Origin of the sequence: Anaeromassilibacillus sp. An200 (assembly GCF_002160025.1) — a bacterium.
In the GTDB taxonomy this organism is placed as follows: domain Bacteria; phylum Bacillota; class Clostridia; order Oscillospirales; family Acutalibacteraceae; genus Caccousia; species Caccousia stercoris.
The window spans coordinates 26,455-50,240 of record NZ_NFJU01000020.1 but is presented as its reverse complement, the minus strand read 5'-3'; the positions used below and the strand labels follow the sequence as shown (position 1 = coordinate 50,240).

The window sequence follows — 23,786 nt, the reverse complement described above, 5'->3', positions numbered from 1 at the left end:
GGTCACACCTTTCTCTGCTTTGCTGTTTTGACGGGTGCGTCGCGCACGGTCAGTTCCGGATGGACGCCAAACACATCCTCAAAAAATGGAACGGCCTGGCTGAACGCCCATTCTTCGAGGGAAGCGCTCTCCGTGCTTTCCGCTGTGATCAGCAGGCGGTTTTTGTCCAGCCTGGCTTTCAGATTTTTCAGTTTCTGCTTCTGCGATTGATCCAGCGAATCCGCCAGACGGAAAATAGCTGCCAGCTTGGATACGATCAGCTGCTGCCGGACGGACAGGGAGTCCGCGGCTTCGAGGCTGTCGGCGGGCAGGAAAGTGGAGGCCACCAGATACAGCTCATTTTCCGTAATCCCATAAATATCCATACTTCGAATCAGATGGAACGTGCTGTTGGAATACTGGCGCGGATGCGTGTAGTAACCGCACTCATGCAGGAGGGAAGCAACTTCCAGCAGGAGACGGTTGCGGGAATCCAGACCGTGGATCTCCTTCATCCGGTCAAAAAGGAGTCCGGAAAGCTCCGCGATCCGCTCCGCATGTTCCATGTTGCACTGAAAGCTTTTGCCAAGCTCCCGCACGCATGCCAGCGTGCTGCGGCGAACGCGGTCGAAAGCCAGCTCCCTTGTTTTGGGCAGAAGGATCTCCTGCAAAATGGGGCGCAGCAAATCTACCTGAGGTGCATAAATAGATTTTACACCCGTCAGGTTGATTAAGTAAAGATAAATCGACAAAGTTGTGTAAAGAAGTTCCGCGTCAGACTCAGAAATTTGGTAAGAAAAACTGATTTTCTCCGGCGTCATATTGCGGATGGTGCCGTAAAGTTCACGTACAGAATCTGCCTGGATGGTATAAACGCCGCCTTTTTTCTCTGCTTTGCAGAGAGAAGCGATCAGCGCGCTGCCGTTGTCTGCGAGAACAAGCTGGGAAATGGACGGAAAACCGCCTGGATAAACAGAAAGGAAACGGCCGACGGCGACATGGATATATTCTTCGAGCACCTCGTGGAAATGAATGCTGGAGGCTTGCAGGCTTCCGAGCATATCGTGGAGCTTCAAGGCGCCGACAGGAATGTTTTTGGAAAATACGGCGGTTTCATCCCGGATTACCGCGACACCAATACTGCCTGTACCGATGTAGGCGATCAAGGTGTTGCCATCCTTGAGACGTTCCGGCAGCTGCTTGAGGATTTCTCCATAGACGAAAGCTTTTTCCTGGTTATCCTCCAGAATTTCCACCTGCACACCGTTCTGAATTTTCAGCTGATCGACGACGAAGGCGCGGTTAACCGCCTCGCGGAGCGCCGTGGTGGCAACAACACGGCAGGAATCCACCCCGTACTCCTGCATCAGCGCGGAGAAGCCCCGCAGAGCCGAGGAAATGGATCGGATGCTTTCAAAACTGATTTTTGTATTGCTGAATACTTCATGTCCGATGGAGATCGGGTACTGGAGCGATTCAAGTTCGGAGACTTCTCCTTTTCGCAGCTGGGCGATCCGCATCCGCAGCAGCTTGGAGCCGATGCTGACAGCGGCCGCGGTGCGCGTTCCTTTTTTCTTGACGCTTCTGACTGTTTTCACAACGTTTCCTCCCTGAACGCAGTAATGTTGAGGACAGCGAAAGAATTGCAGGATCCGCGGAGACAGAAAATATAGCCTCCACAGATGATCTTATTATAACAATAATTCTGCAAACGCACAATTCCTTTCCCCGTCATTCCGAACAAAAAAGCCCACCGCAAAGGAAGTTTTACAGGAATTTTACGTTTCCCGATCGAAATAAAAACATACCTGAAAAATTTTTTTAAAAAAGGGCTTGATTTTTGATTGGAGTTTTGATATAGTAATAGAGCACTCGGGAGACCGGTGTGAAAAGAGAATTTTCCTTGATATGGAGAGGTATTCTAATGGTAAGGAGCCACATTGGAAATGTGGTGTGCCGCAAGGCATTGTGCGTTCGAGTCGCATCCTCTCCGCCAAAGGCCAGACAAATTGTCTGGCCTTTTTTCATATCTCGGCGAACTTCTTGCTTTTCCCGGCGTTTGCTATTATAATGAAAAAAGCATTTTGCCGGCTGACGCTGGCGGTGTGATTTTTTAATTCACTTCACAAAAGGAAGGTATGGTGCTTACGAATGAAACGGACAGAGATCAAGGAGCTTTATCAAAGCTCGCAAAGCCTGAGCGGCCAGCGCGTCACAGTATGCGGATGGGTTCGCACGATTCGCGATTCCAAAGCGCTCGGCTTTATCGAATTGAATGACGGAAGCTGCTTCAAAGGCGTGCAGATCGTATTTGAGGATGCGAAGCTTTCCAATTTCAAGGAGATTGTCAAGGTCAATGTAGGCGCCGCCCTTGTTGTGACAGGCGAGCTTCTGCTGACCCCGGAGATGAAGCAGCCCTTTGAGATTCATGCCGAGGAGATCGTGGTGGAGGGTGCTTCCACTCCCGATTACCCGCTGCAAAAGAAACGTCACACGTTGGAATATCTGCGCACGGTTGCCCATCTGCGTCCACGCACGAACACCTTCAGCGCTGCGTTCCGCGTGCGTTCCGCCGCCGCGTTTGCGATTCATAAGTTTTTCCAGGAGAACGGCTTTGTGTATGCTCACACGCCGATCATCACCGGAAGCGACTGCGAGGGAGCAGGGGAGATGTTCCATGTAACCTCCTTTGACCTGAACGAGATTCCCCGCCTGGAGGATGGCACGCCGGATTACAGCCAGGATTTCTTCCAGAAGAGCACCTCTTTGACGGTTTCCGGCCAGCTGGAGGCGGAGTGCATGGCGCAGGCGTTCGGCAAGGTGTATACCTTTGGCCCAACCTTCCGCGCGGAGCGCTCCTATACCCAGCGCCATGCGGCGGAATTCTGGATGGTGGAGCCGGAGATCGCATTCGCGGATTTGGAAGACGACATGGAGCTGGCCGAGGCGATGATGAAATATGTCATTCGCTATGTGCTGGATGTCTGCGCGGCGGATATCGCCTTCTGCAACCAGTTCATCGACAAGGGCCTTCTGGACCGCCTCAACCATGTGGCGAACTCCGATTTTGGCCGCGTGACTTATACTGACGCGATTGAGCTCTTGAAAAAGAACAACGACAACTTTGAATATAAGGTGGAGTGGGGCGTCGATTTGCAGACGGAGCATGAGAAATACCTGACGGAAAAGGAATTTGGCCGTCCGGTGTTTGTCACAGACTATCCGAAAGAAATCAAGGCGTTTTATATGCGTCTGAACGATGACGGCAAGACGGTGGCAGCGGTTGATCTGCTGGTTCCCGGAATCGGTGAGATTATTGGCGGCAGCCAGCGTGAAGAGCGCCTGGAGCTGCTGCAAAAGAGGATGCAGGAGCTTTCTCTGAACGAGGAGGACTATTGGTGGTATCTGGACCTTCGCCGTTACGGCGGGACAAAGCATGCAGGGTTCGGTATCGGCTTTGAGCGCCTGATCATGTATTTGACCGGCATTTCCAACATCCGCGATGTCCTGCCCTTCCCGCGTACAACCGGCACAGCGGAATTCTAAAAAAGACACAAAATCCGAAACCCGTTTTGAGCTGCTTACGGCTCAAGCGGGTTTCGGATTTTTTCCAAGCTGTTCCTTTTTTCGGTAAACAGAATATTGTGATTTTTTGCCCTATCCAAATTGTATACTTTACCAGAAAGGCGCCTGATTCCCGCCTGTTCGTGCGGCAAAATGAAGGAATTGCATTTTAGACTTGCATTTTTTGTGGGGATAGATTAAAATAATACAAGACTTTACCAGGCGTTTTTGCATTTTTTAAGAAGGAGATGCGCAATTTGGAGTATCAAGCAATGTCTCGGGAAGAGCTTTCCCAGCTGAAGAAGGAACTGGAAAACCGGTATCATGAAGTGCAGGCGCAGGGCCTGAACCTGAACATGGCGCGCGGAAAACCGAGTGAGGAGCAGGTGGAGCTTTCCATGCCGATGCTCGATACGCTGAATTCCCGCTCCAAGATGACAGCCTCCACAGGAGAGGACTGCCGCAACTACGGTATGGCGGACGGCCTGCCGGAGCTTCGCCTTCTGTTCGCTGAAATGATGGGCGTGGATGATCATAACATCATTGTCGGCGGAAACTCGAGCCTGAACATGATGTTTGATGTGATCTCCTGTGCGATGACGCATGGCTTCAGCAACTGTGAGCCGTGGATGCACCAGGGACACCTGAAATTCCTCTGTCCTTCTCCCGGCTACGATCGTCATTTTGCCATTACGGAGTATTTCGGTATGGAGCTGATCGAAATCCCCATGACGCCGGAAGGTCCGGATATGGATGAGGTGGAGCGCTGGGTCAACAACGATCCGCAGGTCAAAGGAATCTGGTGTGTGCCAAAGTACAGCAATCCCCAGGGATACACCTATTCCGACGAGACGGTCCGCCGCTTTGCCGCCCTGCGGCCGGCTGCGAAGGATTTTCGTATTTTCTGGGATAACGCTTACTGTGTGCACGATCTCACCGATACGCCCGACCAGCTGCTGAACCTCTGGTATGAGTGCCGCAAGACACATAATATCGATCTCCCGATTTTCTTTGCTTCCACCAGTAAAATCACCTTCCCCGGAGCCGGTGTGGCGGCTGTCGGCGCGAGTGAGGTCAATCTGGAAATCCTGCGCACCCATTATTCCTATCAGACGATTGGCCCGGATAAGCTCAATCAGCTTCGCCACATTTATTTCCTGCGCGATATGGAAGGTGTCACGGCACAGATGCGGCGGCATCGGAAAATTATCGAGCCGAAATTCAAGACTGTGATTTCCAAGCTGGAAAATGAGCTGGGGGGCAAGGGGATTGCCGAGTGGACCAACCCGAACGGCGGCTATTTTGTCAGCGTGCAGGTACTGGACGGCTGCGCCAAGCGTGTTGTGCAGCTGTGCAAAGAGGCAGGCGTTCAGCTGACCAGTGCGGGGGCCGCGTATCCCTACGGCAAGGATCCCAGGGACAGCAACATCCGTGTGGCGCCCACGTATCCGCCGGTTTCCGAGCTGGAAATCGCGATGGATTTGTTCTGTCTCTGCACAAAGCTGGCAGCGGTGGAAAAGCTTCTGGAAACAAAATAAACCTGTTTCCGCGAAACGCTACATTATATATGTAGAATTTGTGAATTGCGATACTCCCGGCAGCGGCAGCCCAATTGGCCGCTGCCGGGCTTTTTTCGCGGGATTTGGCGTGGGATGTCGTAATTTTGTTGACTTTTTAAAAAGATAACCATATAATAAGTCTGTTACGTCCGCACGAGCCTGCGGAAATACAAACACACTTTTGGAGGCTATGCGCATGAAGCGAGTAGGAAAACCAGCATTTTTCATCGTTGCCCTCCTGATCCTTGCTCTGGCAGTTACCTCTGTTTTTGGCATTCATGTCCAAAATGGAGACAACACTGTCACATACATCAAGGGGATGGGCGACATCCGTTGGGGTATTGACATCAACGGCGGTGTGGAGGCGACCTTTGTTCCGGATACGGACGAGGCTGTGACGCAGGAGGAGCTGGAATCCGCCAAAGCGATCATTGAGACCCGTCTGACCAGCCAGCACATCACCGACTATGAGCTGTATACGGATCCGGCCAATAACCGGATTATTGTCCGCTTCCCCTGGAAGAGCGACGAGACAACCTTCGATCCCGAGGCCGCTATCCAGGAGATTTCCGCCACTGCTGAGCTGACTTTCCGTCCGGGTGCGGAGTATGAGTCCACCGAGATGAGCGAGGACGGCGAAATGCTCTATAAAACGCCGACTGGTGCAACCGCGGAGACGGTGCTGATGTCCGGCAGCGATGTGGATTCGGCAGAAGCACAGATTTATCAGAATCCCGATACTGGAGCCACCGAGTATGTGGTCGCCCTCAAGCTGACCGAGACCGGTTCTGAAAAATTTGCGGCGGCAACCGAGGAGTATCTCAATGAGACCATCTCCATCTGGATGGACGATGTGATGATTTCCGCTCCGACCGTGCAGAGCACGATCACGGGAGGAGAGGCGCAGATCACCGGTGTTGACGCGGAGGAAGCCACGGTTCTGGCGCGTCAGATCAACGCGGGTGCTCTGCCGTTCCAGCTGACTACAAAGAATTTCCGTACCATCAGCCCGACGCTTGGCGCTTCGTCTCTTGACGCGATGATGATCGCTGGTGTAATCGCTTTCATTCTCATCGCTCTGTTTATGATTGTGGTGTTCCGTCTGGCGGGCTTTGTGGCGGTCATTTCCCTGATCGGCCAGGTAGCGCTCTGCTTTGCGGCTGTTTCCGGGTATTTCCCCGCATTCAACAGCTTCACGCTGACCCTTCCCGGTATCGCCGGTATTATTCTCTCCATCGGTATGGGCGTTGACGCCAACATCATCACGGCAACGCGCATCAAGGAGGAGCTGTGGGCCGGCAGAACGCTGGACGGTGCGATTCAGAAGGGCGACGACAACAGCTTCTGGGCGATCTTTGACGGCAACATTACGACCATCATTGTCTCCCTGATTCTGATGGCTGTCTTTGGACCGACCAACATTCTGTCTGTTCTGTTTGGTGCTTCCACCACAGGTTCCATCTATTCCTTCGGCTATACACTTCTGATCGGCAACATCGGAAACTTTATTTTCGGCGTCGGTACCACCCGCCTGATGACGAAGTCTCTCTCCGGGTTCAAGCCGCTGCGTAAAAAATGGCTGTTCGGAGGTGCTGCAGAATGAAAAAGTTCAACATCAAATTTTACGAGAACCGGAAGATCTATTTCGGGATTACGATTGCACTCTTTGCGATTGGCATTATCTTCAACATCATTTTCGGCACGACACTGGACATCCAGTTCAAAGGCGGTGCGATGCTCGATTATACCTATACTGGTGAAATCAGCACGAGCGACGTGGAGAGCATTGTGGAAGAAGTGACCGGCCAAAATGTGGATATCCGCGTGTACTCCAGCATGGTGGATACCAACGGAGCCAACACCAATGGCATGTCCATTACTTTCGCCGGAACAGATTCCATCACAGTGGATCAGCAGGATGCCATTTCCTCCGCAATTCTGGAGAAATATCCCGACAGCGCTCTGACGATCGAGGAAACCTCCTCTGTGGATCGCACCGTAGGTACCAGCTTTTTTGCCAAGTGCCTGATTGCCGTCGCGATTGCTTTTGTCCTTCTGGTCATTTATATCGCGTTCCGTTTCCGTAAGATCGGCGGCGCTTCGGCTGGTATCATTTCGATCATTGCCCTGCTGCATGACGTTCTTCTGGTGTATTTTACCTTCGTGATCTTCCGGATGCCGATCAACGATAACTTTATCGCGGTGATTCTGACGATCCTCGGCTACTCGCTGAACAACACCATCATCATCTATGACCGTATCCGCGAGAACCGCCGTGCGCTTGGTCCGAAGGCCCAGACTTCGGAATTGGTCAATCTGAGTATCAATCAGACGCTGACCCGCTCGATTTACACCTCTCTGTGCACTTTCGTGGCGATTGGCTGTGTGTATGTGGTGGGAATGGCTTATGGTTTGACAAGCGTTACCACCTTTGCACTGCCGATGATGGTAGGTATTCTGGTGGGCTGCTATTCTTCTGTCTGCATCACCGGTCCTCTGTATGTGATGTGGAGAAATTATAAGGACAAGACCTCCGTCAAAGCAAAGTGATTTTTTGCTTTCCCGATGGCTGCTTTGCAGAGCAGGTAGTGGGAAAGCGTATCATAAGACTGTTCAATAGGATAAAAGGCAAGCGGCACATGGTTTATCCATGTGCCGCTTGCCTTTTTATGCACACCATGCAGGGGCCCATCCAACAAAGAATAGCTCTTTAAGTTTTTTTCGTTTTCTCTTTCATCTTTCTCCGTCATGAGATATAATAAAGAAAATATCTCCTGAGGAGGCTTTTGCATGCTGGCCGCCGTCAGGAAAAGGGCAGGTGTTTTTTCGTGCCAACGAATTTTACTGTTTCGCTTTCCAAGGTGATGAAAGAGCTCTCGCTTTCCGTCCTCTATATGCCGGAGGATCCGGAAAAGATTATGATCTGCTCCATGGACGTAAACCGTCCCGGGCTTGAATTGAACCGTTTTTATGATTATTATGACACAACCAGAATATTAATTTTTGGAAACGCTGAAACGGCTTTCCTCAATTCTCTTTCCACGGAGGAGAGACGCGAGGTTTTGGACGCTTTGTTCTCCAAACACCCGCCGGCCGCCATCATCGCGCGCAATATCCAGCCCACCCCTGAAATGCTGGAGGCTGTGCAGGAAAACAACGTTCCGCTGCTCAGCACGGCGGATACCACTTCCAGCCTGGTGGCTTCGCTTGTCTCGTTCATGAACGTGGAACTGGCTCCGCGTATCACCCGTCATGGTGTGCTGGTGGAGGTCTACGGCGAAGGAATCCTCCTTGTCGGGGACAGCGGCGTGGGAAAAAGTGAGACGGCGATCGAGCTGATCAAGCGCGGCCATCGTCTGATTGCCGACGATGCCGTTGAGATTCGGCGCGTTTCCGCAAAATCTCTGGTTGGGCAGGCGCCGGAAAACATCCGTCACTTCATTGAACTGCGCGGAATTGGGATTATCAATGCCCGCCGTATTTTCGGTATGGGCGCGGTCAAGATGACGGAAAAAATTGATATTGTTATCAATTTGGAAATCTGGGATCATCAGAAGGTCTATGATCGGATGGGGCTTGACAACGAGTATACGGAAATTTTGGGCATCAACGTGCCGGTTTTGACCATCCCTGTGAAGCCCGGCCGTAACCTGGCTGTGATCATTGAGGTTGCCGCCATGAACAACCGCCAGAAGAAGATGGGCTACAATGCCGCCACGGAGCTGCTCACCAGCCTTGGCATGGATATTGACGTGCTGCAGGAGGAGGACAAGAAGCTCAAGCTGGATCTGTAAGCATTAAATTTTACAATCAGGAGGAATCGTATGCTGCCTTTGGAGGAACTTGAGAGAGCCGCGGTCGCGGCGGGGTGCCTGACGGTGCGGGAGGAGCCCATGAGCCGTCACACAACTTTCCGAATCGGAGGGCCTGCCGACCTGTTTGTTACGGTGTGCAGCGCGGAGGCTCTGGAACTGCTGGTCAAGGAAACGCAGCGGCTTCAGATTCCGCTGTTCCTTTTGGGAAAGGGATCCAATCTTTTGGTTTCGGACAGCGGTGTGCGCGGTTGTGTGGCCTGCCTGTCCGGCGATTTCCATGAGATTTCCCTGAGCGGGGAAACGGAAATTATTTGCGGATCGGCTGTGTCGCTGGCGGGATTGTGTAATTTTGCGAAAAAGTATGAGCTGACCGGTCTGGAATTTGCCTGGGGAATCCCGGCGTCTGTGGGTGGTGCGGCTTATATGAATGCGGGTGCTTATAACGGGGAAATGAGTTCCGTGATCCAATCCGTTCACGCTTTGCTGCCGGACGGAAGCCATAAAGTCTTTTCGGGAGAATCGCTGCAATATGGGTACCGGCACAGCGTGTTCATGGAGAACGGCGGTGTGGTTACACGGATTGTATGCCGCCTTTTCAAAGGTAACCGGGACGCAATCGCCCTTTTGATGGAAGATTATTATACCAGGCGCAAGGAAAAGCAGCCGCTCAACAAGCCCAGCGCGGGCAGCGTGTTTAAGCGTCCGGAAGGCCATTTTGCGGGTGCGCTGATTGAGCAGTGCGGTCTCAAGGGACTGCGTGTGGGCGGTGCGATGGTCAGTGAAAAGCATGCTGGCTTTATTGTCAATGCTGGTGGCGCCACTTGTGCGGATGTGAACGCCTTGATTGAGAAAATTCAAGAAACGGTTTTGCGTGAGACGGGTGTTTCTCTGGAATGTGAAGTGAAACGGATAGGAGAATAGAAAGAAACATGGAATTCTTAATTGTAACAGGACTTTCCGGAGCGGGGAAATCGCAGGCTGTTCATGCACTGGAAGACATTGGCTTTTATTGTGTGGATAACCTGCCTCCGCAGCTTTTGAGCACCTTCTACAGCTTGTGCCAGCAGGCGGGAGAGAAGTTTGGCCGTGTGGCGGTCGTGACGGATATCCGCGGCGGTCAGGATGTGTTCCGCACCCTGACCGCGACGCTGGAGGAGCTGCACAGGGATGAAAGGCCGTACAAGATTTTGTTTCTCGATGCGGCGGATTCGGTGCTGATCAACCGTTTCAAGGAAACGAGAAGAAAGCATCCTCTTGCTGATTACTTTATGGGCTCGCTGGATCAGGCGGTACAGATGGAACGCTCTGTGCTCAAACCCGTGCAGGAACAAGCGGATTTTGTGATTGACACCTCCTTGCTTTCTCCCGCACAGCTCAAAAAGCAGATTTCCACGCTTTTCCTGGGAAATGTATCGGACGCGCTGGCTATCCACTGCATTTCCTTTGGCTTCAAGTACGGGATGCCGACAGAAGCGGATCTGGTGTTCGATGTGCGATGCCTGCCAAATCCCTTTTATGTGAAGGAGCTGAAAAACCTGACAGGGCTTGATGAGCCGGTGAGAGAGTATGTTATGCGCTGGGAGCAGTCGCAGGAAGTGGCCAAGCGGCTGATGAACCTGATTGACTATATGCTTCCCCTCTATCTGGAGGAGGGAAAAAGTCAGTTGGTTGTGGCGATGGGCTGCACGGGCGGAAAGCATCGCTCTGTGACGTTTGCTCAGCTTCTGTATGAGCATTTCTGCCAGGAGGGGAAGCGGGCCAGCGTCAACCACCGGGATATTCAGAAGAGGTAAACGGCTCATGTCATTTTCATCGGAAACAAAGGCGGAGCTGTGCCGGGTGGAAACGGAGCGCAGCTGCTGCCAGAGGGCCGAGTGCTACGGCCTTTTCTTGTTTGGAGGAGGATTTTCCGCCGCGGACGTGTCCTTTCTGACGGAGAGTGCGCCGGTTGCCCGTCGTGCGGCACAGGAGGCTGCCGTTGTGGCTGGTGTCTTTGTGGAGACCGTTTCTGCCATTGTGCGGCGCGGCGGAAAAACAACCTTTTCCGTTTCTATTCGCGGAGAAAATCAGCGTCTCCACTTTTTGCATTGCTTTGCCCATCATTCCCAGGAGTGGAATCTGCGTATCCATGAAGAAAATCTGCAAACGGAGTGCTGTGTGCAGGCATTCCTGCGGGGGGCTTTCCTGTGCTGCGGCACCGTAACAGCACCGGAAAAAGGATATGATCTGGAATTTTCCGTTCCATATATGAAGCTGGCCGGAGATTTGTCCGCGCTTTTATCTCGGGCAGGCGGGCTGGGACTTCAGCCCGGTATGGTCAATCGAAAGGGGCGTTTTATTGTTTATGTCAAAGGCGGGGAGAGCGTCGCCGATTTGCTGACCTATCTGGGAGCAAAAAATGCCTCCATGGAATTGATGCAGGCAAAAATGCTCAAGGAGATGCGGAACAATCTGAACCGCAGAAACAATTTTGAAACCGCCAATATCGATAAAACGGCGTCGGCCGCCGCACGCCAGCTTTTGGCGATTGAACGCATTATGGGAACGGTTGGTCTGGATGCTTTGCCGGAGGAGCTGCGGGAGATTGCCGCTCTGCGCTGGGAAAATCCCGAGCTATCCCTTCGTGAGCTGGGAGAGCATCTTTCACAGCCGTTAAGCCGTTCCGGTGTCAATCACCGGCTGCGGCGTATCGTGGAATTTGCGGAGCACAACGGAGACTCATAATCACAATAAAAAGTCCCATGGGGAGAGGAGAAAAGCATGTTTGTCCACCTTCACCTTCACACGGAATACAGCCTGCTGGATGGTGCCTGCCGCATCAAGCAGCTTTTGGATACCGCGCAGAGCCGCGGCGACCGGGCGGTTGCCATCACGGATCACGGCGTCATGTACGGAGCGGTGGAGTTTTTCAAGGAAGCGAAAAAGCGCGGCATTCATCCAATCATTGGCTGTGAAATGTATGTCGCACAGCGGACCCGCTTTGATAAGGTGCATGAACTGGATTCGGAGAACCGCCATTTGGTGCTGCTGTGTGAGAATGAAACCGGATACCGCAATCTGATCAAACTGGTTTCGCTGGCATGGACGGAAGGCTTTTATAGCAAGCCCCGAGTGGATTTGGATCTATTGGAGCAATATCACGAGGGCCTGATCGCTCTTTCTGCCTGCCTGGCCGGAGAAATCCCGCGTGCGCTGACAGCAAACGACTATGAGGGAGCGAAAGAAGCGGCTCTGCGCTATGAAGCTATCTTTGGAAAAGGGAATTTCTTCCTTGAACTTCAAGACCATGGGCTGCGGGAACAGAAGCTGATCAATCCACAGATTATCCGGCTGGCGCGTGAGCTGGAAATCCCTCTGGTTATGACGAATGACTGCCACTATATTGCCAGGGAAGACAGCGAGATGCACCATGTCCTCCTCTGCGTCCAAACGAACCGGACGCTGGAGGATAAGGATGGTATGGAGTTTGGATCCGACGAGTTCTATTTCAAGTCGGAAGAGGAAATGCGTGCATTGTTTCCGGATTTGCCCGAAGCCGCGGAAAATACCTGGAAAATCGCAGAGCGCTGTCAGGTGGAGTTTGAATTCGGCAAAACGAAGCTCCCGAAATTTGAGGCACCGGATGGGGAAGGGAATCTTGCCTATTTCCGCAGACTGTGCCGGGAAGGTATGCTGCGCCGCTATGGGGATCATCCCTCGCAGGAGGTCCAGGATCGTCTTGCTTACGAACAGTCTGTGATTGAACAGATGGGATATGTCAATTACTACCTGATCGTGTACGACTTTATCCGATATGCCAGAAGCGTTGATATTCCTGTCGGCCCCGGACGAGGCTCCGGTGCGGGAAGCCTGGCAGCGTATTGCCTGGGAATCACCAGCATCGATCCCATCCGGTATCATCTGCTGTTTGAACGTTTCCTGAACCCGGAGCGTGTCAGCATGCCGGACTTTGATGTGGATTTCAGCGATGAGCGCCGGCCGGAAATGATTGAGTATGTGGTGCGCAAATATGGAGCGGATCATGTGGCGCAGATTGTGACATTCGGCACGATGGCGGCGCGCGGTTCCCTGAGGGATGTCGGACGGGCAATGGCAATTCCGTACAATGTAGTGGACAGCGTGGCGAAAATGGTGCCGATGGAGCTGAATATCACGCTGGATGCGGCGCTGGAAAAATCGGCGGAATTCCGGCAGAGGTATGAGTCGGATCCAACCATCCACCGCCTTGTGGATATGGCGAAAAAGGTCGAAGGAATGCCGCGCAACGCTTCCACGCATGCGGCGGGCGTTGTAATTACGGATCATCCGGTGAATTACTATGTCCCGTTGGCTAAAAACGGGGATTCTGTTGTGACGCAGTACACGATGACGCTGTTGGAGGAGCTGGGGCTTTTAAAGATCGATTTCCTGGGATTGCGCAACCTCTCGGTTATTTATGACGCGGTTCAGCAGGTGCGCAAAACGAAACCCGATTTTACCATTGAATCGATCTCAGATAACGAGCCGAATGTCTATGTCATGATGGCGGAAGGGCATTTGGATGGAGTATTCCAGTTCGAATCCGGCGGGATGCGCAAGGTGATTGTGCAGCTGCGCCCACAAAATCTGGAAGATCTAATCGCCGTTGTTTCCCTGTACCGGCCTGGCCCCATGCAGTCGATCCCACGGTATATTGAGTGCCGCCATAACCCCGCGATGGTTCGCTACAAGCATCCCCGCCTGCAAAAGATTTTAGATGTCACCTATGGCTGCATCGTTTACCAGGAGCAGGTGATGCAGATTTTCCGGGAGCTGGCAGGCTACTCGCTGGGCCGCGCCGATATTGTCCGGCGTGCCATGAGCAAAAAAAAGGCAGACGTCATGGAGCGCGAAAAGCAGATCTTTATCCATGGCCTTGTCAATGAAAAAGGAGAGGTCGAGGTAGAGGGCTGTGTCCGGCGGGGCGTGGATGAAAAAACGGCGCTTGAGATATTCAAAGAGATGGAAACCTTTTCCGCTTATGGCTTCAACAAATCTCACGCGGCTCCCTATGCGCTTGTCTCTTACCAGACAGCATGGCTCAAATGCTTTTATCCCAAGGAATATATGGCGGCTCTGTTGACAAGTGTTCTGGACAATACAAACAAGCTGGTGACTTACATGGCGGAGTGTACACGGATGGGAATTCGTGTGCTGCCTCCTCATATCAATCAGAGTGATTTGGGATTCACTGTCGCAGGGCGAGATATTCGTTTTGGGCTTTTGGCGGTTAAGAATCTGGGACGGGGATTTCTTCAGCATATTATTTCCGAAAGAGAAACCAATGGTCCGTTTTCTTCCTTTTTTGATTTCTGCAAAAGAATGTTTGAGCAGATGAACCGGCGGGCACTGGAGAGCCTGATTAAGTGCGGATCACTGGACGGCTTGGATTTGAACCGGCGTCAAATGCTGGAAAACGCGGGATCGGTGCTGGATTTTCTGGAAGCCGACCGCAAAAAGAATGTGGAGGGACAGCTTGGCTTCTTTGATACCGGAAGTGCGGGGGAGGGAGCGCAGGAATTTCTGGTGGCTCCCATGCGCGATTTCTCGGACAGGGAAAAGCTGGCGTATGAGAAAGAAGTCACAGGGATGTTCCTGTCCGGCCATCCCATGGCAGCTTTTTTGGCGCAGTACGAGAAGCTGAACGCGGTCCGCATCGGCGATCTGGTGAATGATGCGGACGCATCCCAATACCAGGATGGAGACCGTGTGACGGTGATTGGAATCATTGGCAGCATGCAGATGAAGGTGACGAAAAGCGGATCCACCATGGCGTTTCTGCTTCTGGAAGATATGTTTGGCTCCATCGAGGTTCTTGTTTTTCCGGCGATTCTTGGCCAGTATGGCGCGTATCTTACCGAGGGAGAGCCTGTTTTGATTCAGGCACGGGTGAGCAGGAAGGAGGATGAGGACGCGAAGCTGATCTGCGATTCTGTTCAGCCGCTGCAGGAATCCGGGGAGCAGGAAATGGCGCAGCCGCGCAAAACCACCAAACGGCCGGGGTTGTATCTGAAGGTTTCCTCTGTAAAGAGCGCCCGCTGCCAGCGTGCTTGTCAGCTGCTGGAGCTGTTTGAAGGGAGCATGCCGGTTTATTTTTATTACAATGATGTGCATAAGCTTTTTTCGGCTCCGGCATCTTTGCGAGTCTCTTTGAATGACGTTTTGCTCGAACAGCTCAGCCGGGTTTTGGGCGAAAAAAATGTTGCAGTTGTGAAGAAATGATAGAAAATTCCATAAAGCGGGAACCAATATCCATATGAATTTGCTTGATAAACAAAAAACAATCCAGTATAATATAGTGTGATATCAGAGTTACATAGGTGTGCTGCAAGCGGAAAAAGCGCAGAACTCTTTATGAAAAACGTTTTTGACCGCTCTTTATGCAGCCTTATGTCGACATCATTTTATAGGGGGATTAAGATCATGAGCGCAAAAACGATTGCTGTCCTTACAAGCGGCGGCGATGCCCCGGGCATGAATGCCGCAATCCGCGCGGTTGTCCGCGCCGGAATTACGTCCGGACTTCATGTGATGGGAGTGCGCAGAGGGTATAACGGCCTTTTAACCGGAGATGTTTTTGAAATGAATCTCCGCTCCGTTTCCGATATTATTCATCGCGGCGGCACCATGCTGTATACGGCTCGCAGCCCGGAATTCAATACCAAGGAAGGCGTGCAGAAGGCTGCCGATATGTGCCGTAAGCTGGGCATTGACGGCGTTGTGGTCATTGGCGGCGACGGTTCCTTCCGCGGTGCCCGTGATCTGACGGGCGCGGGAATTCCCTGCATTGGTATTCCCGGTACGATTGATAATGATATTGCCAGCAGTGAATATACCATTGGTTTTGATACGGCCATGAATACGGCTGTGCAGATGATTGACCGTCTTCGTGATACGACGGAGTCCCACGACCGCTGCAGTGTTGTTGAGGTAATGGGCCGTCGCTGCGGTGATCTGGCTCTTCAGACGGGTATCGCGGTCGGTGCAACGACGATTTTGGTGCCGGAGGTCGAGTATGATTTCCAGCGCGACATTATTGAGCGTATGCGTTTTACCCAGAAAACGGGTAAGAAGCACTTCATTATTATTGTGGCAGAAGGCGTCGGTCATGTCTCTGAGCTTGCGGACAGCATTGAGAAGCAGACCGGAATCGAAACACGTGCAACCGTGCTGGGTCATGTGCAGCGCGGTGGTTCCCCGACTCTGCGGGATCGTGTGGTTGCCAGCGAAATGGGCTATACGGCAGTGGAGCTGCTGAATGCAGGAAAGAGCAACCGCGTTGTCGTCATGCGTAAGAGTGAGATTGTGGATCTTGATATCACAGAAGCTCTTGCAATGAAGCGTACTTTTGACGTGGATCTTTATAATATTGCTCATAAGATTTCCATTTGATTTTTGGAAAGATTCTTTCAAAACGGACGGGAGCAGTTTGCTCTTCGTCCGTTTTTCGATGCAAAAAGGAGATAGGCTGCCTCGTTAAGGGGGTGCCTGTCTCCTTTTGTAAATTGTCAGTCAGTTGCTTCCCATAAAAATCAGTTTTGTACCATTTCCAACGCTGTTTTGCCAAACTCGGTCAGGCGCTCGGGGTGATACTGTACGGTGCTGATATCCTTCAGGATGATTTCCAAGCGGCGGTTTTCCCGGCGGGCGGCATTGATAGCGCCTTGCAGATTCTCCCGCACAGCATCCATATCTCCCGCACCAATAAGGGCGGGATTCGCCTTGAAGGACATGACAAGCTGCTCGGGCAGGGATGCGGCAAAGTGCTTGGGGTCGCTCCAAGGGCTGCAGGAAACCTTGCGGACATGGGGGAGGGAGGCTACCAGATCCAGACGATCATCGAGCTTTTCACAGCAGCCATAATACACATTGCCAAATCTTTCAAAAATACGGCTGGCGTAAGGAAGTTCAAATTCTTTGGTGACATCGGGAGATACAGCGGTGAACAGCTGTGCCATGCCGAATGTCCAGCTGTTGGCAGAGGTTCCGGGCAGCGGGTCAGGCGTTTCAGAGAAAGGCTTTACCAAGGTGTGGCTGCAATGGCAGATGCCGCTGGCAGTATCAAACAGGCCTTGCGCATTCCCCTGATCGATCCATTTCAGCATAATATCAGTCATGCGGCCCAGGAGAGCGTGGAGCGGTTCCGGCTCATCCAGGAGCATGTAGTAGCATTCCTCCACGCCTTGCCACTCGCTGATGGTGTCCCACAGGCCGCTGTGCATCATAACGCCCTGCCAGCGGATAGGAGCTATCCCTTCAAAAATCCGCTGCGCTTCCTCCCAAATCTCCTGTTCCTGCGCAGTGTCGGCACACAGGTCGGAAGGATTGAGCTTCTCCAAGTCCTCCATGGCTTCAAACTGTTTGATGTAAGAGTGGGAAATCACACTGTTATGTATGTCAGTTTGGGCCGTGTGCTCCTGAACCTTGAGGCCGAAAGTACGAAAGAAGGGGTCTTTGAGAATCCGTGGAAGAAGAATATAGGGAGGAAGTACCAGATCCGACGGAATAAACCGCATCTTGTACAGGGTTTGACGCAGGCTTGTTTCTACTTCCTTCCAGTAGGGGGCGGTGATGACAGTGGTCAACGACCCGTCTGCGTTCATCTCGTGCCAGGGGATTTGATCCACCAGCACCATCGGACGAACTCCTGATCCGGTGTTATGGGCAATCCATAGTTTTTCCAACTCTCTTTGCTGTGGGCGGACTGCAAACTCCATATATTGCTGGGCTAGATCGCGCAGAACATTGGCTTCTTTTGCATTTAACATGGATGAAACCTCCCGGGTTATTTTTGTCTTTATTATATCGTGGAAAAATGGAGTTTTAAACGGTTTTTTCATGATATTATGTATTTTCCCTTCCATACCTTATGCCATGCGCCACACTCCCAACGCTGTTTTTCACTTTGTCGGCAAGCATAATTTGGCGTTGTTCGCGCTGAAAAAAGAAAAAAATTTTTGAAAAAATCTGTAAATGCACATTCTAAAAGTCCAAAAAATCGCATAACCATGCGGATTTTTAAGCTTTTTTATTTTTGTCGGAAAAATAAGAAAAAAGTGTTGACATCCTCGGGGTAATCTGGTATTATAATACTCGCGCTGAGGAAGTCGGAAAGACAACCTGAAGGTCGCGGGGAAATAGGGGTATAGCTCAGTTGGTAGAGCAGTGGTCTCCAAAACCACGTGCCGAGGGTTCAAGTCCTTCTGCCCCTGCCATATGGCCCGGTAGTTCAGTTGGTTAGAACGCTAGCCTGTCACGCTAGAGGTCGACGGTTCGAGCCCGTTCCGGGTCGCCATACGCTGCTATGGCTCAGTAGGCAGAGCACATCCTTGGTAAGGATGAGGTCGGCAGTTCGAATCTGCCTAGCAGCTCCAAGAAAAGCCCTAGAACCACAACGGTTCCGGGGCTTTTTCCTTTTCTCCGCCATGTTTCCCGGGTGCAAAAAACCGACACAAGGCCCCAAAAAGCCGATCAGAATCAAACTTCCTGATCGGCTTTTTATAGCGTTACTGGATGCCTTGCGGAAAGAAGCAACGGCGAAAAGTTGAATTTCACGGAGGATTTTATGAAGATAAATGATATTGAAACTTCGAGACTTTTATTAAGAGGATTCACGAAAGAAGATGCTTTGTGGGCATATAGTATCTGGAATAATCCAGAGATGGGACAATATTTGCCGGATGAAGCAAAAGAAGAAATAGATAATGAATATTTGAAAATGTTAGAAGGCCTAGGCGAGGATGAGGAATGTTGTTATTTGATTCCTGTTTTTAAGAATTCATTGGAACGGGTAGGGACATGCAGTTTCATGATAAGTGATGACAAGAAAGTGTACGATATTGCTTATTGCGTCCATAAGAATTTTTGGTGTCAAGGCTATGCAACTGAAATCGCTCAGGGAATGATAAATTATGCTCGTAGTCAAGGAGCCGAGAAAGTAACCATTTACGTGGCTCAGGGAAATGCCGCTTCTAATCGGGTTGCCCAGAAATGTGGCGGAAAAATTGTCAGCGAGAACACATATAAGAAAAAGGGAACAGATATCATCATGAAAGATTATAAATACGAAATTGTATTGTAAAGTATTTCATACATAAAGGGAGAGGAGTTATAATCATACGGAAGGCAGGGCGTATCTTCCGTCTTGATTCTGCGCCGCCCAAGTGGAGAACATCAACGATTGTATTGCTGCTGGCAGAAAGAACCAGAACGGCATCCATGCCAATGCGGTGCGAGCCGCTTTTGACAGGCTTGATTTAGAGCAGGACTTCCTTGAAATGCGAAACGCTATCTGTATGATTTGCGGGCGTGTTGGCTCAGAAGCGGCAACTCCGGCGAGAGAAATAATTTGTTTGCCTAAAATTCTTTTATTTTTGAAAATTCTCTTGACAGATGAAGGTTGCATATGTATAATATTTTTCATGTAATGCGATTAATGCGGCTTACTAATACCCCTGCCGTGCGGCGGATGGGAGGGAAATAAATGGCTGAAATTCGAATCAAAGACAACGAATCTTTGGAAAGCGCCCTCAGAAGATTTAAGAAGCAGTGTGCAAGAGCTGGTGTGATTGCAGAGGTTCGCAAGAGAGAGGCTTATGAGAAGCCCTCTGTCAGACGCAAGAAGAAGTCTGAGGCAGCCCGTAAGCGCAAGTATAAGTAAACATTGCGGGAAGAAACTCACACTTGAAAAGCGGGCGGAAAACGCCCGCTTTTTGTTTTTCTATTCATGATTCAGCAAGGAGAAATGATATGGCAATTCTTCTTCCCACGGTCTGTGTCGCCCAGGCGACGGACATCACCTTAGAGCTTCTGCATTCCATGGGAGTCCGGGCTTTGATTTTGGATGTGGACAACACCCTGTCCGGCCATGGCTCACAGCAGCCCTTTGAGGGCGCGCTGGAATGGACACAGAGGATGGCGCAGGGCGGTATCCGGATGATGATTGTGTCAAACAATTTTCAAAAACGTGTGGAACCCTTTGCCCAGCGCTTTTCTCTCCCGTTTGTGTCCATGGCTATGAAGCCGTTCCCTGTTGGCTATTCCCGCGCCGTTGGTGCGATGGGGGTGCGCAGAGAGGAAACGGCTGCTGTGGGCGATCAGGTGTTTACCGATATTTTGGGAGCCAATCTTTCGGGAATTCGCTCCATTTTGGTAGTGCCGCAGGGAAATGAAAGCGTGCTGCGCTTTGGGTGGCGGCGCGCGCTGGAAAAGCCTGTGCGTGAAAAGGCGAAGCGTCTGGGCCTGTGGGCGGAGAGAAAGGATGGAACAAAGAAATGACGCAGAAAAAAGTGCTGCTTCTGCTGGGACCCAATCTGAATATGGTAGGGATCCGTGAAAAAGGCGTCTACGGCCAGGAAACGGCGGCGGAGGTGGAACGGCAGGCGGTTGGATATGCCAATTCCCTTGGGTTTGCCTGCGATGTGTTTCAAAGCAATTATGAGGGAGCACTGATTGATAAGATTCACGAGTCACGGGAACGGTATGATGGTGTGGTTCTCAATGCGGGCGCCCTGACGCACTACAGCTATGCGCTGCGCGACGCGATTGCATCTGTTCCGATTCCGTTTGTTGAGACGCACATGAGCAACATCCATGCGCGGGAGGAATTCCGGCATCATTCCGTAATCGCCCCTGTATGTGCCGGGCAGATTTCCGGGTTTGGAAAGTACAGCTATTTTCTGGCCTTTCAGGCGCTTCAATATCTGATGGATAAGGGAGAGGATCAGGCATGAGCACAGCGATTGCTCGTTTAAAGGAAGAATTCCTGCGCAAGCAGGGGGAGGACGCGGCTGTATTGGTGACATCTCCGGAGAACCGGTTCTATCTGACCGGCTTTCCCTCCAGCGCGGGCGCTGTTCTGGTTACGCCGAAGAAGGCGTATTTTTTGACAGATTTCCGCTATGCGGAAGCGGCCAGACGCGTGGTTTCCGGCAGCGAAGTTGTCTGCATCAAAAAGATGAATGACACACTGCGGGAGCTGATGGAGCAGGACGGCGTGCGCCGCGTGTTTGTGGAGTTTGAGCGTTTGACGCTCAAGCAGGCGCATGATTTTGAGGAAGCGTTTGCGAAATCCGGCATTCAGGTGGAGAAGGGCGGCGCACTGGACAGCGCTTTGCAGGAGCTGCGCACCATCAAGACGCCGGAGGAGATTCAGAAGCTGCGTGAGGCTCAGAAAATCACGGATGACGCTTTCACGCATATCCTTGACTATATCCGTGCCGGACGCACGGAGCGCGAGGTCGCGCTGGAGCTGGAATTCTTCATGCGCCGTCAGGGGGCTGAGGGCGTGTCCTTCGATTTCATCGTGGTGTCCGGCAAAAACGGTTCCCTCTGCCACGGCGTGCCGTCTGACAAGGTCATTGAGAATGGCGACTTTGTGACGATGGATACGGGAGCGCTTCTGCATGGCTATCATGCGGACATGACGAGAACCGTCGCGGTGGGGCATGTCAGCGATGAGCAGCGCCATGCTTACGATCTGGTCCTTCGCTCTCAGCTGGCTGCCATTGATGCGGTCAAGCCCGGCGTGCCCTGTGAGGATATTGATAAGGTGGCCCGCGACATTCTGGAAGCGGAATACAAAGGGGCCTTTGAGCATTCTCTCGGCCACGGAGTCGGTGTGGAGATCCATGAATGGCCGCGTTTTGCGATGGGCTGCAAGACGCTGACGCAGCCCGGCATGGTCGTTTCCGTGGAACCCGGCATCTATCTGGAGGGTAAATTCGGCCTGCGGATTGAGGATCTGGTCGTGATTACGGAGAACGGCTGCGAGGATATCACACAATCCCGCAAGGATCTGATTATTCTGTGAAAAAACCGGAACAATACTTTCCGGAAGGCTGTTGAAAATTTTTCTTGAAAAATCGACACGGATATTATACACTAAGAAAAGAAAAACTAATTGGAGGATTCGGATATGATTTCTGCAGGCGATTTTAGAAACGGCGTAACGTTTGAGATGGATGGAAACGTGTATTCCATCATCGAATTTCAGCACGTGAAGCCCGGCAAAGGAGCCGCCTTTGTCCGCACCAAGATCCGCAATGTGATCTCCGGTTCGGTCACAGAGAAAACGTTCAACCCGAACGACAAGTACCCGACCGCTTTTGTGGAGCGCAAAGAGATGGAATATCTGTACAGCGATGGTGATCTGTACTATTTCATGGACAACGAGACGTATGAGCAGCTGCCCATCAATGCCAGCGTCATGGGCGACAACTTCAAGTTTGTGAAGGAAAACATGGTTTGCAAGGTTCTCTCCTACAAGGGCAACGTTTTCGGTGTGGAGCCGCCGAACTTTGTGGAGCTTCAGGTTACCAAGACGGATCCCGGCTTCAAGGGCGATACCGCCACAAATGCGACGAAGCCCGCTACGCTGGAGACCGGCGCCGAAATCAAGGTTCCGCTCTTCATCGACGAAGGAGAAATGATCCGCATTGATACCCGCACCGGCGAATATATGGAGCGTGCGTAACGCCATCCGCTTTTGCCGTGGGAAATGCAAGGATTTGCAGAAGGAGGTCTCACAACAGTGACGATTACGGAAAAGGTTGCATACATTCGCGGACTTGCCGAGGGTCTGGAGCTGGATCCCTCCCAAAAGGAAGTCAAGGTGCTTAACGCCATCATCGATCTGCTTGACGAAATGGCCAATACGGTTTCCGATGTGGAAAGCGATCTGCAGGAGGTTTCCGCTCAGTTGGATGAGGTGGACGAGGATCTGGGCTCTCTGGAGGAAGAGGTCTACGGCGGCTGTGACTGTGGCTGCGGCTGTGAAGATGACGAGGATGAGGACGAGGGCGACGAGGAAGATTTCGACAGCGACGAATGCTACTATGAAATCACCTGCCCGAACTGCAATGAGACGATCTGCCTTTCTGAGGATGTCATCTGCGACGGCCAGATGGATTGCCCCAACTGCGGCGTCCCGCTTGAGTTTGACATCGACGATTGCGAGGAAGAGGATTCCTGTGGCTGCGGCTGTGACTGCGGCCATGATCATTCCCATGAATAACAAAACTTTCTCTTAAATCAAAAAGCGGCTGGGTTCCTTGGAACCCAGCCGCTTTGCTGTTTTTGAGAAATGTTCAGAGGAACATGTGCTCAATGAAAATTTTCAACCCGATGGCCACCAGGACAACGCCGCCAAGAATTTCTGCTTTTCCCGCAATCAACATGCCAAAGGTTTTGCCAAGAAAGACTCCGGCAAAGCCGATGCAAAAGGTGATCAGGCCAATGGTTCCAACGGAAACCAGCATCAGCGTCAGCGAATATGCGCCAACCGCGGACGGAAGAATAATGCCGGTTGCCAGTGCGTCGATACTGGTTGCCACGGAGAGCGCCATCAGTGTGCGGAAGCTGACATTTTCTGCCCGGCACTCCTCCTGTTCGCCGGAACGCATTTTCTTGACGGCTTCATATACCATCTTACCGCCCAGATAGCAGAGGAGAAGGAGAGCGATCCAGTGATCGACGGAGGAAATCAGGCTTTCACCCGCCTTTCCGATTAGCCATCCTACCATGGGCATGAGAGCCTGGAAAAATCCGAAGCTTGCCGCCATGCGAAGGGCAAAGCGGGGAGTAACGTTTTCCCGTCTGCACACAGCGCCGTTTGTAATGCAAACGGCAAAAGCGTCCATCGAGAGGCCGACTGCGATCCCAACCAGAGATATGTAGTCCATTTTCATCTGCTCCTCGTTTTAAATATACCGCCGGTACACCGCTGTTTTGGCGGCATCCGGACGTTTGTTTAGTGGTGCTGTTGATACGGCACAATTTATAATAATAGCTCTGCGATAAGCATAAGTCAAGATCCGAAATTCCGGGCCGTTCCCCTTTGCATTGCCAAGAA

The 23,786-nt window shown here is 51.7% G+C and carries 22 protein-coding genes and 4 tRNA genes; 22 read left to right on the top strand and 4 right to left on the bottom strand.

All coding sequences use genetic code 11. From position 1 onward, the window contains the following. Positions 1–2 precede the first annotated feature (2 nt). Entirely contained in the window at positions 3–1,577 is a 1,575-nt protein-coding gene (locus B5F35_RS11080) for a Ppx/GppA phosphatase family protein (protein ID WP_087240939.1), read from the bottom strand. 312 nt (positions 1,578–1,889) lie between these two features. Between B5F35_RS11080 and B5F35_RS11075 the strand changes: the two genes are divergently transcribed. The 5 genes from B5F35_RS11075 (at position 1,890) to secF (ending at position 7,652) form a co-directional block, all read left to right on the top strand. Next, positions 1,890–1,975, top strand: a tRNA-Ser gene (locus B5F35_RS11075). 155 nt (positions 1,976–2,130) lie between these two features. Beyond that, positions 2,131–3,525: an asparagine--tRNA ligase gene (asnS, locus tag B5F35_RS11070; protein ID WP_087240937.1), complete on the top strand. Its 1,395-nt coding sequence runs from the start codon at positions 2,131–2,133 to the stop codon at positions 3,523–3,525. A gap of 266 nt (positions 3,526–3,791) precedes the next feature. After that, the gene (locus B5F35_RS11065) at positions 3,792–5,081 is read left to right on the top strand and encodes an aspartate aminotransferase type Ic (RefSeq protein WP_087240935.1); all 1,290 of its coding nucleotides are present in this window, start codon (positions 3,792–3,794) and stop codon (positions 5,079–5,081) included. A 217-nt stretch (positions 5,082–5,298) separates the two neighbouring features. After that, positions 5,299–6,705 (top strand): protein translocase subunit SecD, encoded by a 1,407-nt coding sequence (gene secD, locus B5F35_RS11060; protein ID WP_087240933.1) that lies wholly within the window; start codon positions 5,299–5,301, stop codon positions 6,703–6,705. After that, a complete protein-coding gene (secF, locus tag B5F35_RS11055) occupies positions 6,702–7,652 on the top strand; it encodes a protein translocase subunit SecF (protein WP_087240931.1) in 951 nt (316 codons plus the stop codon). The genes secD and secF overlap by 4 nt, the downstream gene beginning before the upstream one ends. On the opposite strand, the gene B5F35_RS11050 is transcribed toward secF, so the two are convergent. Further along, positions 7,619–7,894, bottom strand: a complete 276-nt coding sequence (locus B5F35_RS11050; RefSeq protein WP_140401204.1) for a hypothetical protein — start codon at positions 7,892–7,894, stop codon at positions 7,619–7,621. The two genes, secF and B5F35_RS11050, sit on opposite strands and share 34 nt — an antisense overlap. 36 nt (positions 7,895–7,930) lie before the next feature. Between B5F35_RS11050 and hprK the strand changes: the two genes are divergently transcribed. The 6 genes from hprK to pfkA all read left to right on the top strand — a co-directional run bounded on the left by hprK (position 7,931) and on the right by pfkA (position 16,327). After that, positions 7,931–8,896 carry an HPr(Ser) kinase/phosphatase gene (gene hprK / locus B5F35_RS11045; RefSeq protein WP_087240980.1) on the top strand — a complete coding sequence of 322 codons (966 nt, stop codon included), beginning with the start codon at positions 7,931–7,933 and terminating at the stop codon, positions 8,894–8,896. 30 nt (positions 8,897–8,926) lie between these two features. After that, positions 8,927–9,838, top strand: coding sequence for a UDP-N-acetylmuramate dehydrogenase (gene murB / locus B5F35_RS11040; RefSeq protein ID WP_087240927.1), 912 nt, complete (start codon positions 8,927–8,929; stop codon positions 9,836–9,838). Positions 9,839–9,846: 8 nt separating this feature from the next. Further along, positions 9,847–10,710 (top strand): RNase adapter RapZ, encoded by an 864-nt coding sequence (gene rapZ / locus B5F35_RS11035; RefSeq protein WP_087240924.1) that lies wholly within the window; start codon positions 9,847–9,849, stop codon positions 10,708–10,710. A gap of 7 nt (positions 10,711–10,717) precedes the next feature. After that, positions 10,718–11,641 carry a DNA-binding protein WhiA gene (gene whiA, locus B5F35_RS11030; protein ID WP_087240922.1) on the top strand — a complete coding sequence of 308 codons (924 nt, stop codon included), beginning with the start codon at positions 10,718–10,720 and terminating at the stop codon, positions 11,639–11,641. A gap of 36 nt (positions 11,642–11,677) precedes the next feature. Beyond that, positions 11,678–15,157: a DNA polymerase III subunit alpha gene (locus tag B5F35_RS11025; RefSeq protein ID WP_087240920.1), complete on the top strand. Its 3,480-nt coding sequence runs from the start codon at positions 11,678–11,680 to the stop codon at positions 15,155–15,157. A 201-nt stretch (positions 15,158–15,358) separates the two neighbouring features. Beyond that, positions 15,359–16,327 (top strand): 6-phosphofructokinase, encoded by a 969-nt coding sequence (gene pfkA, locus B5F35_RS11020; protein WP_087240918.1) that lies wholly within the window; start codon positions 15,359–15,361, stop codon positions 16,325–16,327. Between the two features lie 140 nt (positions 16,328–16,467). Here the strand turns inward: pfkA and B5F35_RS11015 are convergent, their stop codons facing one another. After that, positions 16,468–17,703 (bottom strand): uroporphyrinogen decarboxylase/cobalamine-independent methonine synthase family protein, encoded by a 1,236-nt coding sequence (locus tag B5F35_RS11015; RefSeq protein WP_140401203.1) that lies wholly within the window; start codon positions 17,701–17,703, stop codon positions 16,468–16,470. 371 nt (positions 17,704–18,074) lie between these two features. On the opposite strand from B5F35_RS11015, the gene B5F35_RS11010 reads away from it, so the two are divergent. From B5F35_RS11010 to B5F35_RS10960, 11 genes are all read left to right on the top strand, one after another. Continuing rightward, positions 18,075–18,150 (top strand) — tRNA-Trp (locus B5F35_RS11010). Positions 18,151–18,153: 3 nt separating this feature from the next. Continuing rightward, positions 18,154–18,230 (top strand) — tRNA-Asp (locus B5F35_RS11005). A 3-nt stretch (positions 18,231–18,233) separates the two neighbouring features. Then, positions 18,234–18,309: transfer RNA gene (locus B5F35_RS11000), tRNA-Thr, on the top strand. Positions 18,310–18,500: 191 nt separating this feature from the next. Then, a complete protein-coding gene (locus B5F35_RS10995; protein ID WP_087240914.1) occupies positions 18,501–19,016 on the top strand; it encodes a GNAT family N-acetyltransferase in 516 nt (171 codons plus the stop codon). Positions 19,017–19,098: 82 nt separating this feature from the next. Then, positions 19,099–19,362, top strand: a complete 264-nt coding sequence (locus tag B5F35_RS10990) for a hypothetical protein (RefSeq protein WP_087240912.1) — start codon at positions 19,099–19,101, stop codon at positions 19,360–19,362. Between the two features lie 56 nt (positions 19,363–19,418). Continuing rightward, positions 19,419–19,595 (top strand): 30S ribosomal protein S21, encoded by a 177-nt coding sequence (gene rpsU, locus B5F35_RS10985; RefSeq protein ID WP_087240910.1) that lies wholly within the window; start codon positions 19,419–19,421, stop codon positions 19,593–19,595. Between the two features lie 89 nt (positions 19,596–19,684). Next, on the top strand, positions 19,685–20,212 hold the full coding sequence (locus B5F35_RS10980; RefSeq protein WP_087240908.1) for a YqeG family HAD IIIA-type phosphatase: 528 nt from the start codon (positions 19,685–19,687) through the stop codon (positions 20,210–20,212). Beyond that, the gene (gene aroQ, locus B5F35_RS10975) at positions 20,209–20,667 is read left to right on the top strand and encodes a type II 3-dehydroquinate dehydratase (protein ID WP_087240906.1); all 459 of its coding nucleotides are present in this window, start codon (positions 20,209–20,211) and stop codon (positions 20,665–20,667) included. The genes B5F35_RS10980 and aroQ overlap by 4 nt, the downstream gene beginning before the upstream one ends. Continuing rightward, a complete protein-coding gene (locus B5F35_RS10970) occupies positions 20,664–21,746 on the top strand; it encodes a M24 family metallopeptidase (protein ID WP_087240904.1) in 1,083 nt (360 codons plus the stop codon). Before aroQ ends, B5F35_RS10970 begins: the two co-directional genes overlap by 4 nt. Before the next feature lie 105 nt (positions 21,747–21,851). Further along, complete coding sequence (gene efp, locus B5F35_RS10965) at positions 21,852–22,409, top strand: elongation factor P (RefSeq protein WP_087240902.1); 558 nt, start codon at positions 21,852–21,854, stop codon at positions 22,407–22,409. Between the two features lie 57 nt (positions 22,410–22,466). Continuing rightward, positions 22,467–22,949 carry a CD1247 N-terminal domain-containing protein gene (locus tag B5F35_RS10960; RefSeq protein ID WP_087240900.1) on the top strand — a complete coding sequence of 161 codons (483 nt, stop codon included), beginning with the start codon at positions 22,467–22,469 and terminating at the stop codon, positions 22,947–22,949. A 73-nt stretch (positions 22,950–23,022) separates the two neighbouring features. On the opposite strand, the gene B5F35_RS10955 is transcribed toward B5F35_RS10960, so the two are convergent. After that, positions 23,023–23,616 (bottom strand): manganese efflux pump MntP, encoded by a 594-nt coding sequence (locus B5F35_RS10955; protein ID WP_087240898.1) that lies wholly within the window; start codon positions 23,614–23,616, stop codon positions 23,023–23,025. Positions 23,617–23,786: the final 170 nt, after the last annotated feature.

What these genes read in the sequence shown, in the direction of transcription:
- asnS (WP_087240937.1), top strand. Translation starts at nt 2,131, where the DNA reads ATGAAACGGACAGAGATCAAGGAGCTTTATCAAAGCTCGCAAAGCCTG.
- B5F35_RS11065 (WP_087240935.1), top strand. Translation starts at nt 3,792, where the DNA reads ATGCGCAATTTGGAGTATCAAGCAATGTCTCGGGAAGAGCTTTCCCAG.
- secD (WP_087240933.1), top strand. Translation starts at nt 5,299, where the DNA reads ATGAAGCGAGTAGGAAAACCAGCATTTTTCATCGTTGCCCTCCTGATC.
- secF (WP_087240931.1), top strand. Translation starts at nt 6,702, where the DNA reads ATGAAAAAGTTCAACATCAAATTTTACGAGAACCGGAAGATCTATTTC.
- B5F35_RS11050 (WP_140401204.1), bottom strand. Translation starts at nt 7,894, where the DNA reads ATGCAAAAGCCTCCTCAGGAGATATTTTCTTTATTATATCTCATGACG.
- murB (WP_087240927.1), top strand. Translation starts at nt 8,927, where the DNA reads ATGCTGCCTTTGGAGGAACTTGAGAGAGCCGCGGTCGCGGCGGGGTGC.
- rapZ (WP_087240924.1), top strand. Translation starts at nt 9,847, where the DNA reads ATGGAATTCTTAATTGTAACAGGACTTTCCGGAGCGGGGAAATCGCAG.
- whiA (WP_087240922.1), top strand. Translation starts at nt 10,718, where the DNA reads ATGTCATTTTCATCGGAAACAAAGGCGGAGCTGTGCCGGGTGGAAACG.
- B5F35_RS11025 (WP_087240920.1), top strand. Translation starts at nt 11,678, where the DNA reads ATGTTTGTCCACCTTCACCTTCACACGGAATACAGCCTGCTGGATGGT.
- pfkA (WP_087240918.1), top strand. Translation starts at nt 15,359, where the DNA reads ATGAGCGCAAAAACGATTGCTGTCCTTACAAGCGGCGGCGATGCCCCG.
- B5F35_RS11015 (WP_140401203.1), bottom strand. Translation starts at nt 17,703, where the DNA reads ATGTTAAATGCAAAAGAAGCCAATGTTCTGCGCGATCTAGCCCAGCAA.
- B5F35_RS10995 (WP_087240914.1), top strand. Translation starts at nt 18,501, where the DNA reads ATGAAGATAAATGATATTGAAACTTCGAGACTTTTATTAAGAGGATTC.
- rpsU (WP_087240910.1), top strand. Translation starts at nt 19,419, where the DNA reads ATGGCTGAAATTCGAATCAAAGACAACGAATCTTTGGAAAGCGCCCTC.
- B5F35_RS10980 (WP_087240908.1), top strand. Translation starts at nt 19,685, where the DNA reads ATGGCAATTCTTCTTCCCACGGTCTGTGTCGCCCAGGCGACGGACATC.
- aroQ (WP_087240906.1), top strand. Translation starts at nt 20,209, where the DNA reads ATGACGCAGAAAAAAGTGCTGCTTCTGCTGGGACCCAATCTGAATATG.
- B5F35_RS10970 (WP_087240904.1), top strand. Translation starts at nt 20,664, where the DNA reads ATGAGCACAGCGATTGCTCGTTTAAAGGAAGAATTCCTGCGCAAGCAG.
- efp (WP_087240902.1), top strand. Translation starts at nt 21,852, where the DNA reads ATGATTTCTGCAGGCGATTTTAGAAACGGCGTAACGTTTGAGATGGAT.
- B5F35_RS10955 (WP_087240898.1), bottom strand. Translation starts at nt 23,616, where the DNA reads ATGGACTACATATCTCTGGTTGGGATCGCAGTCGGCCTCTCGATGGAC.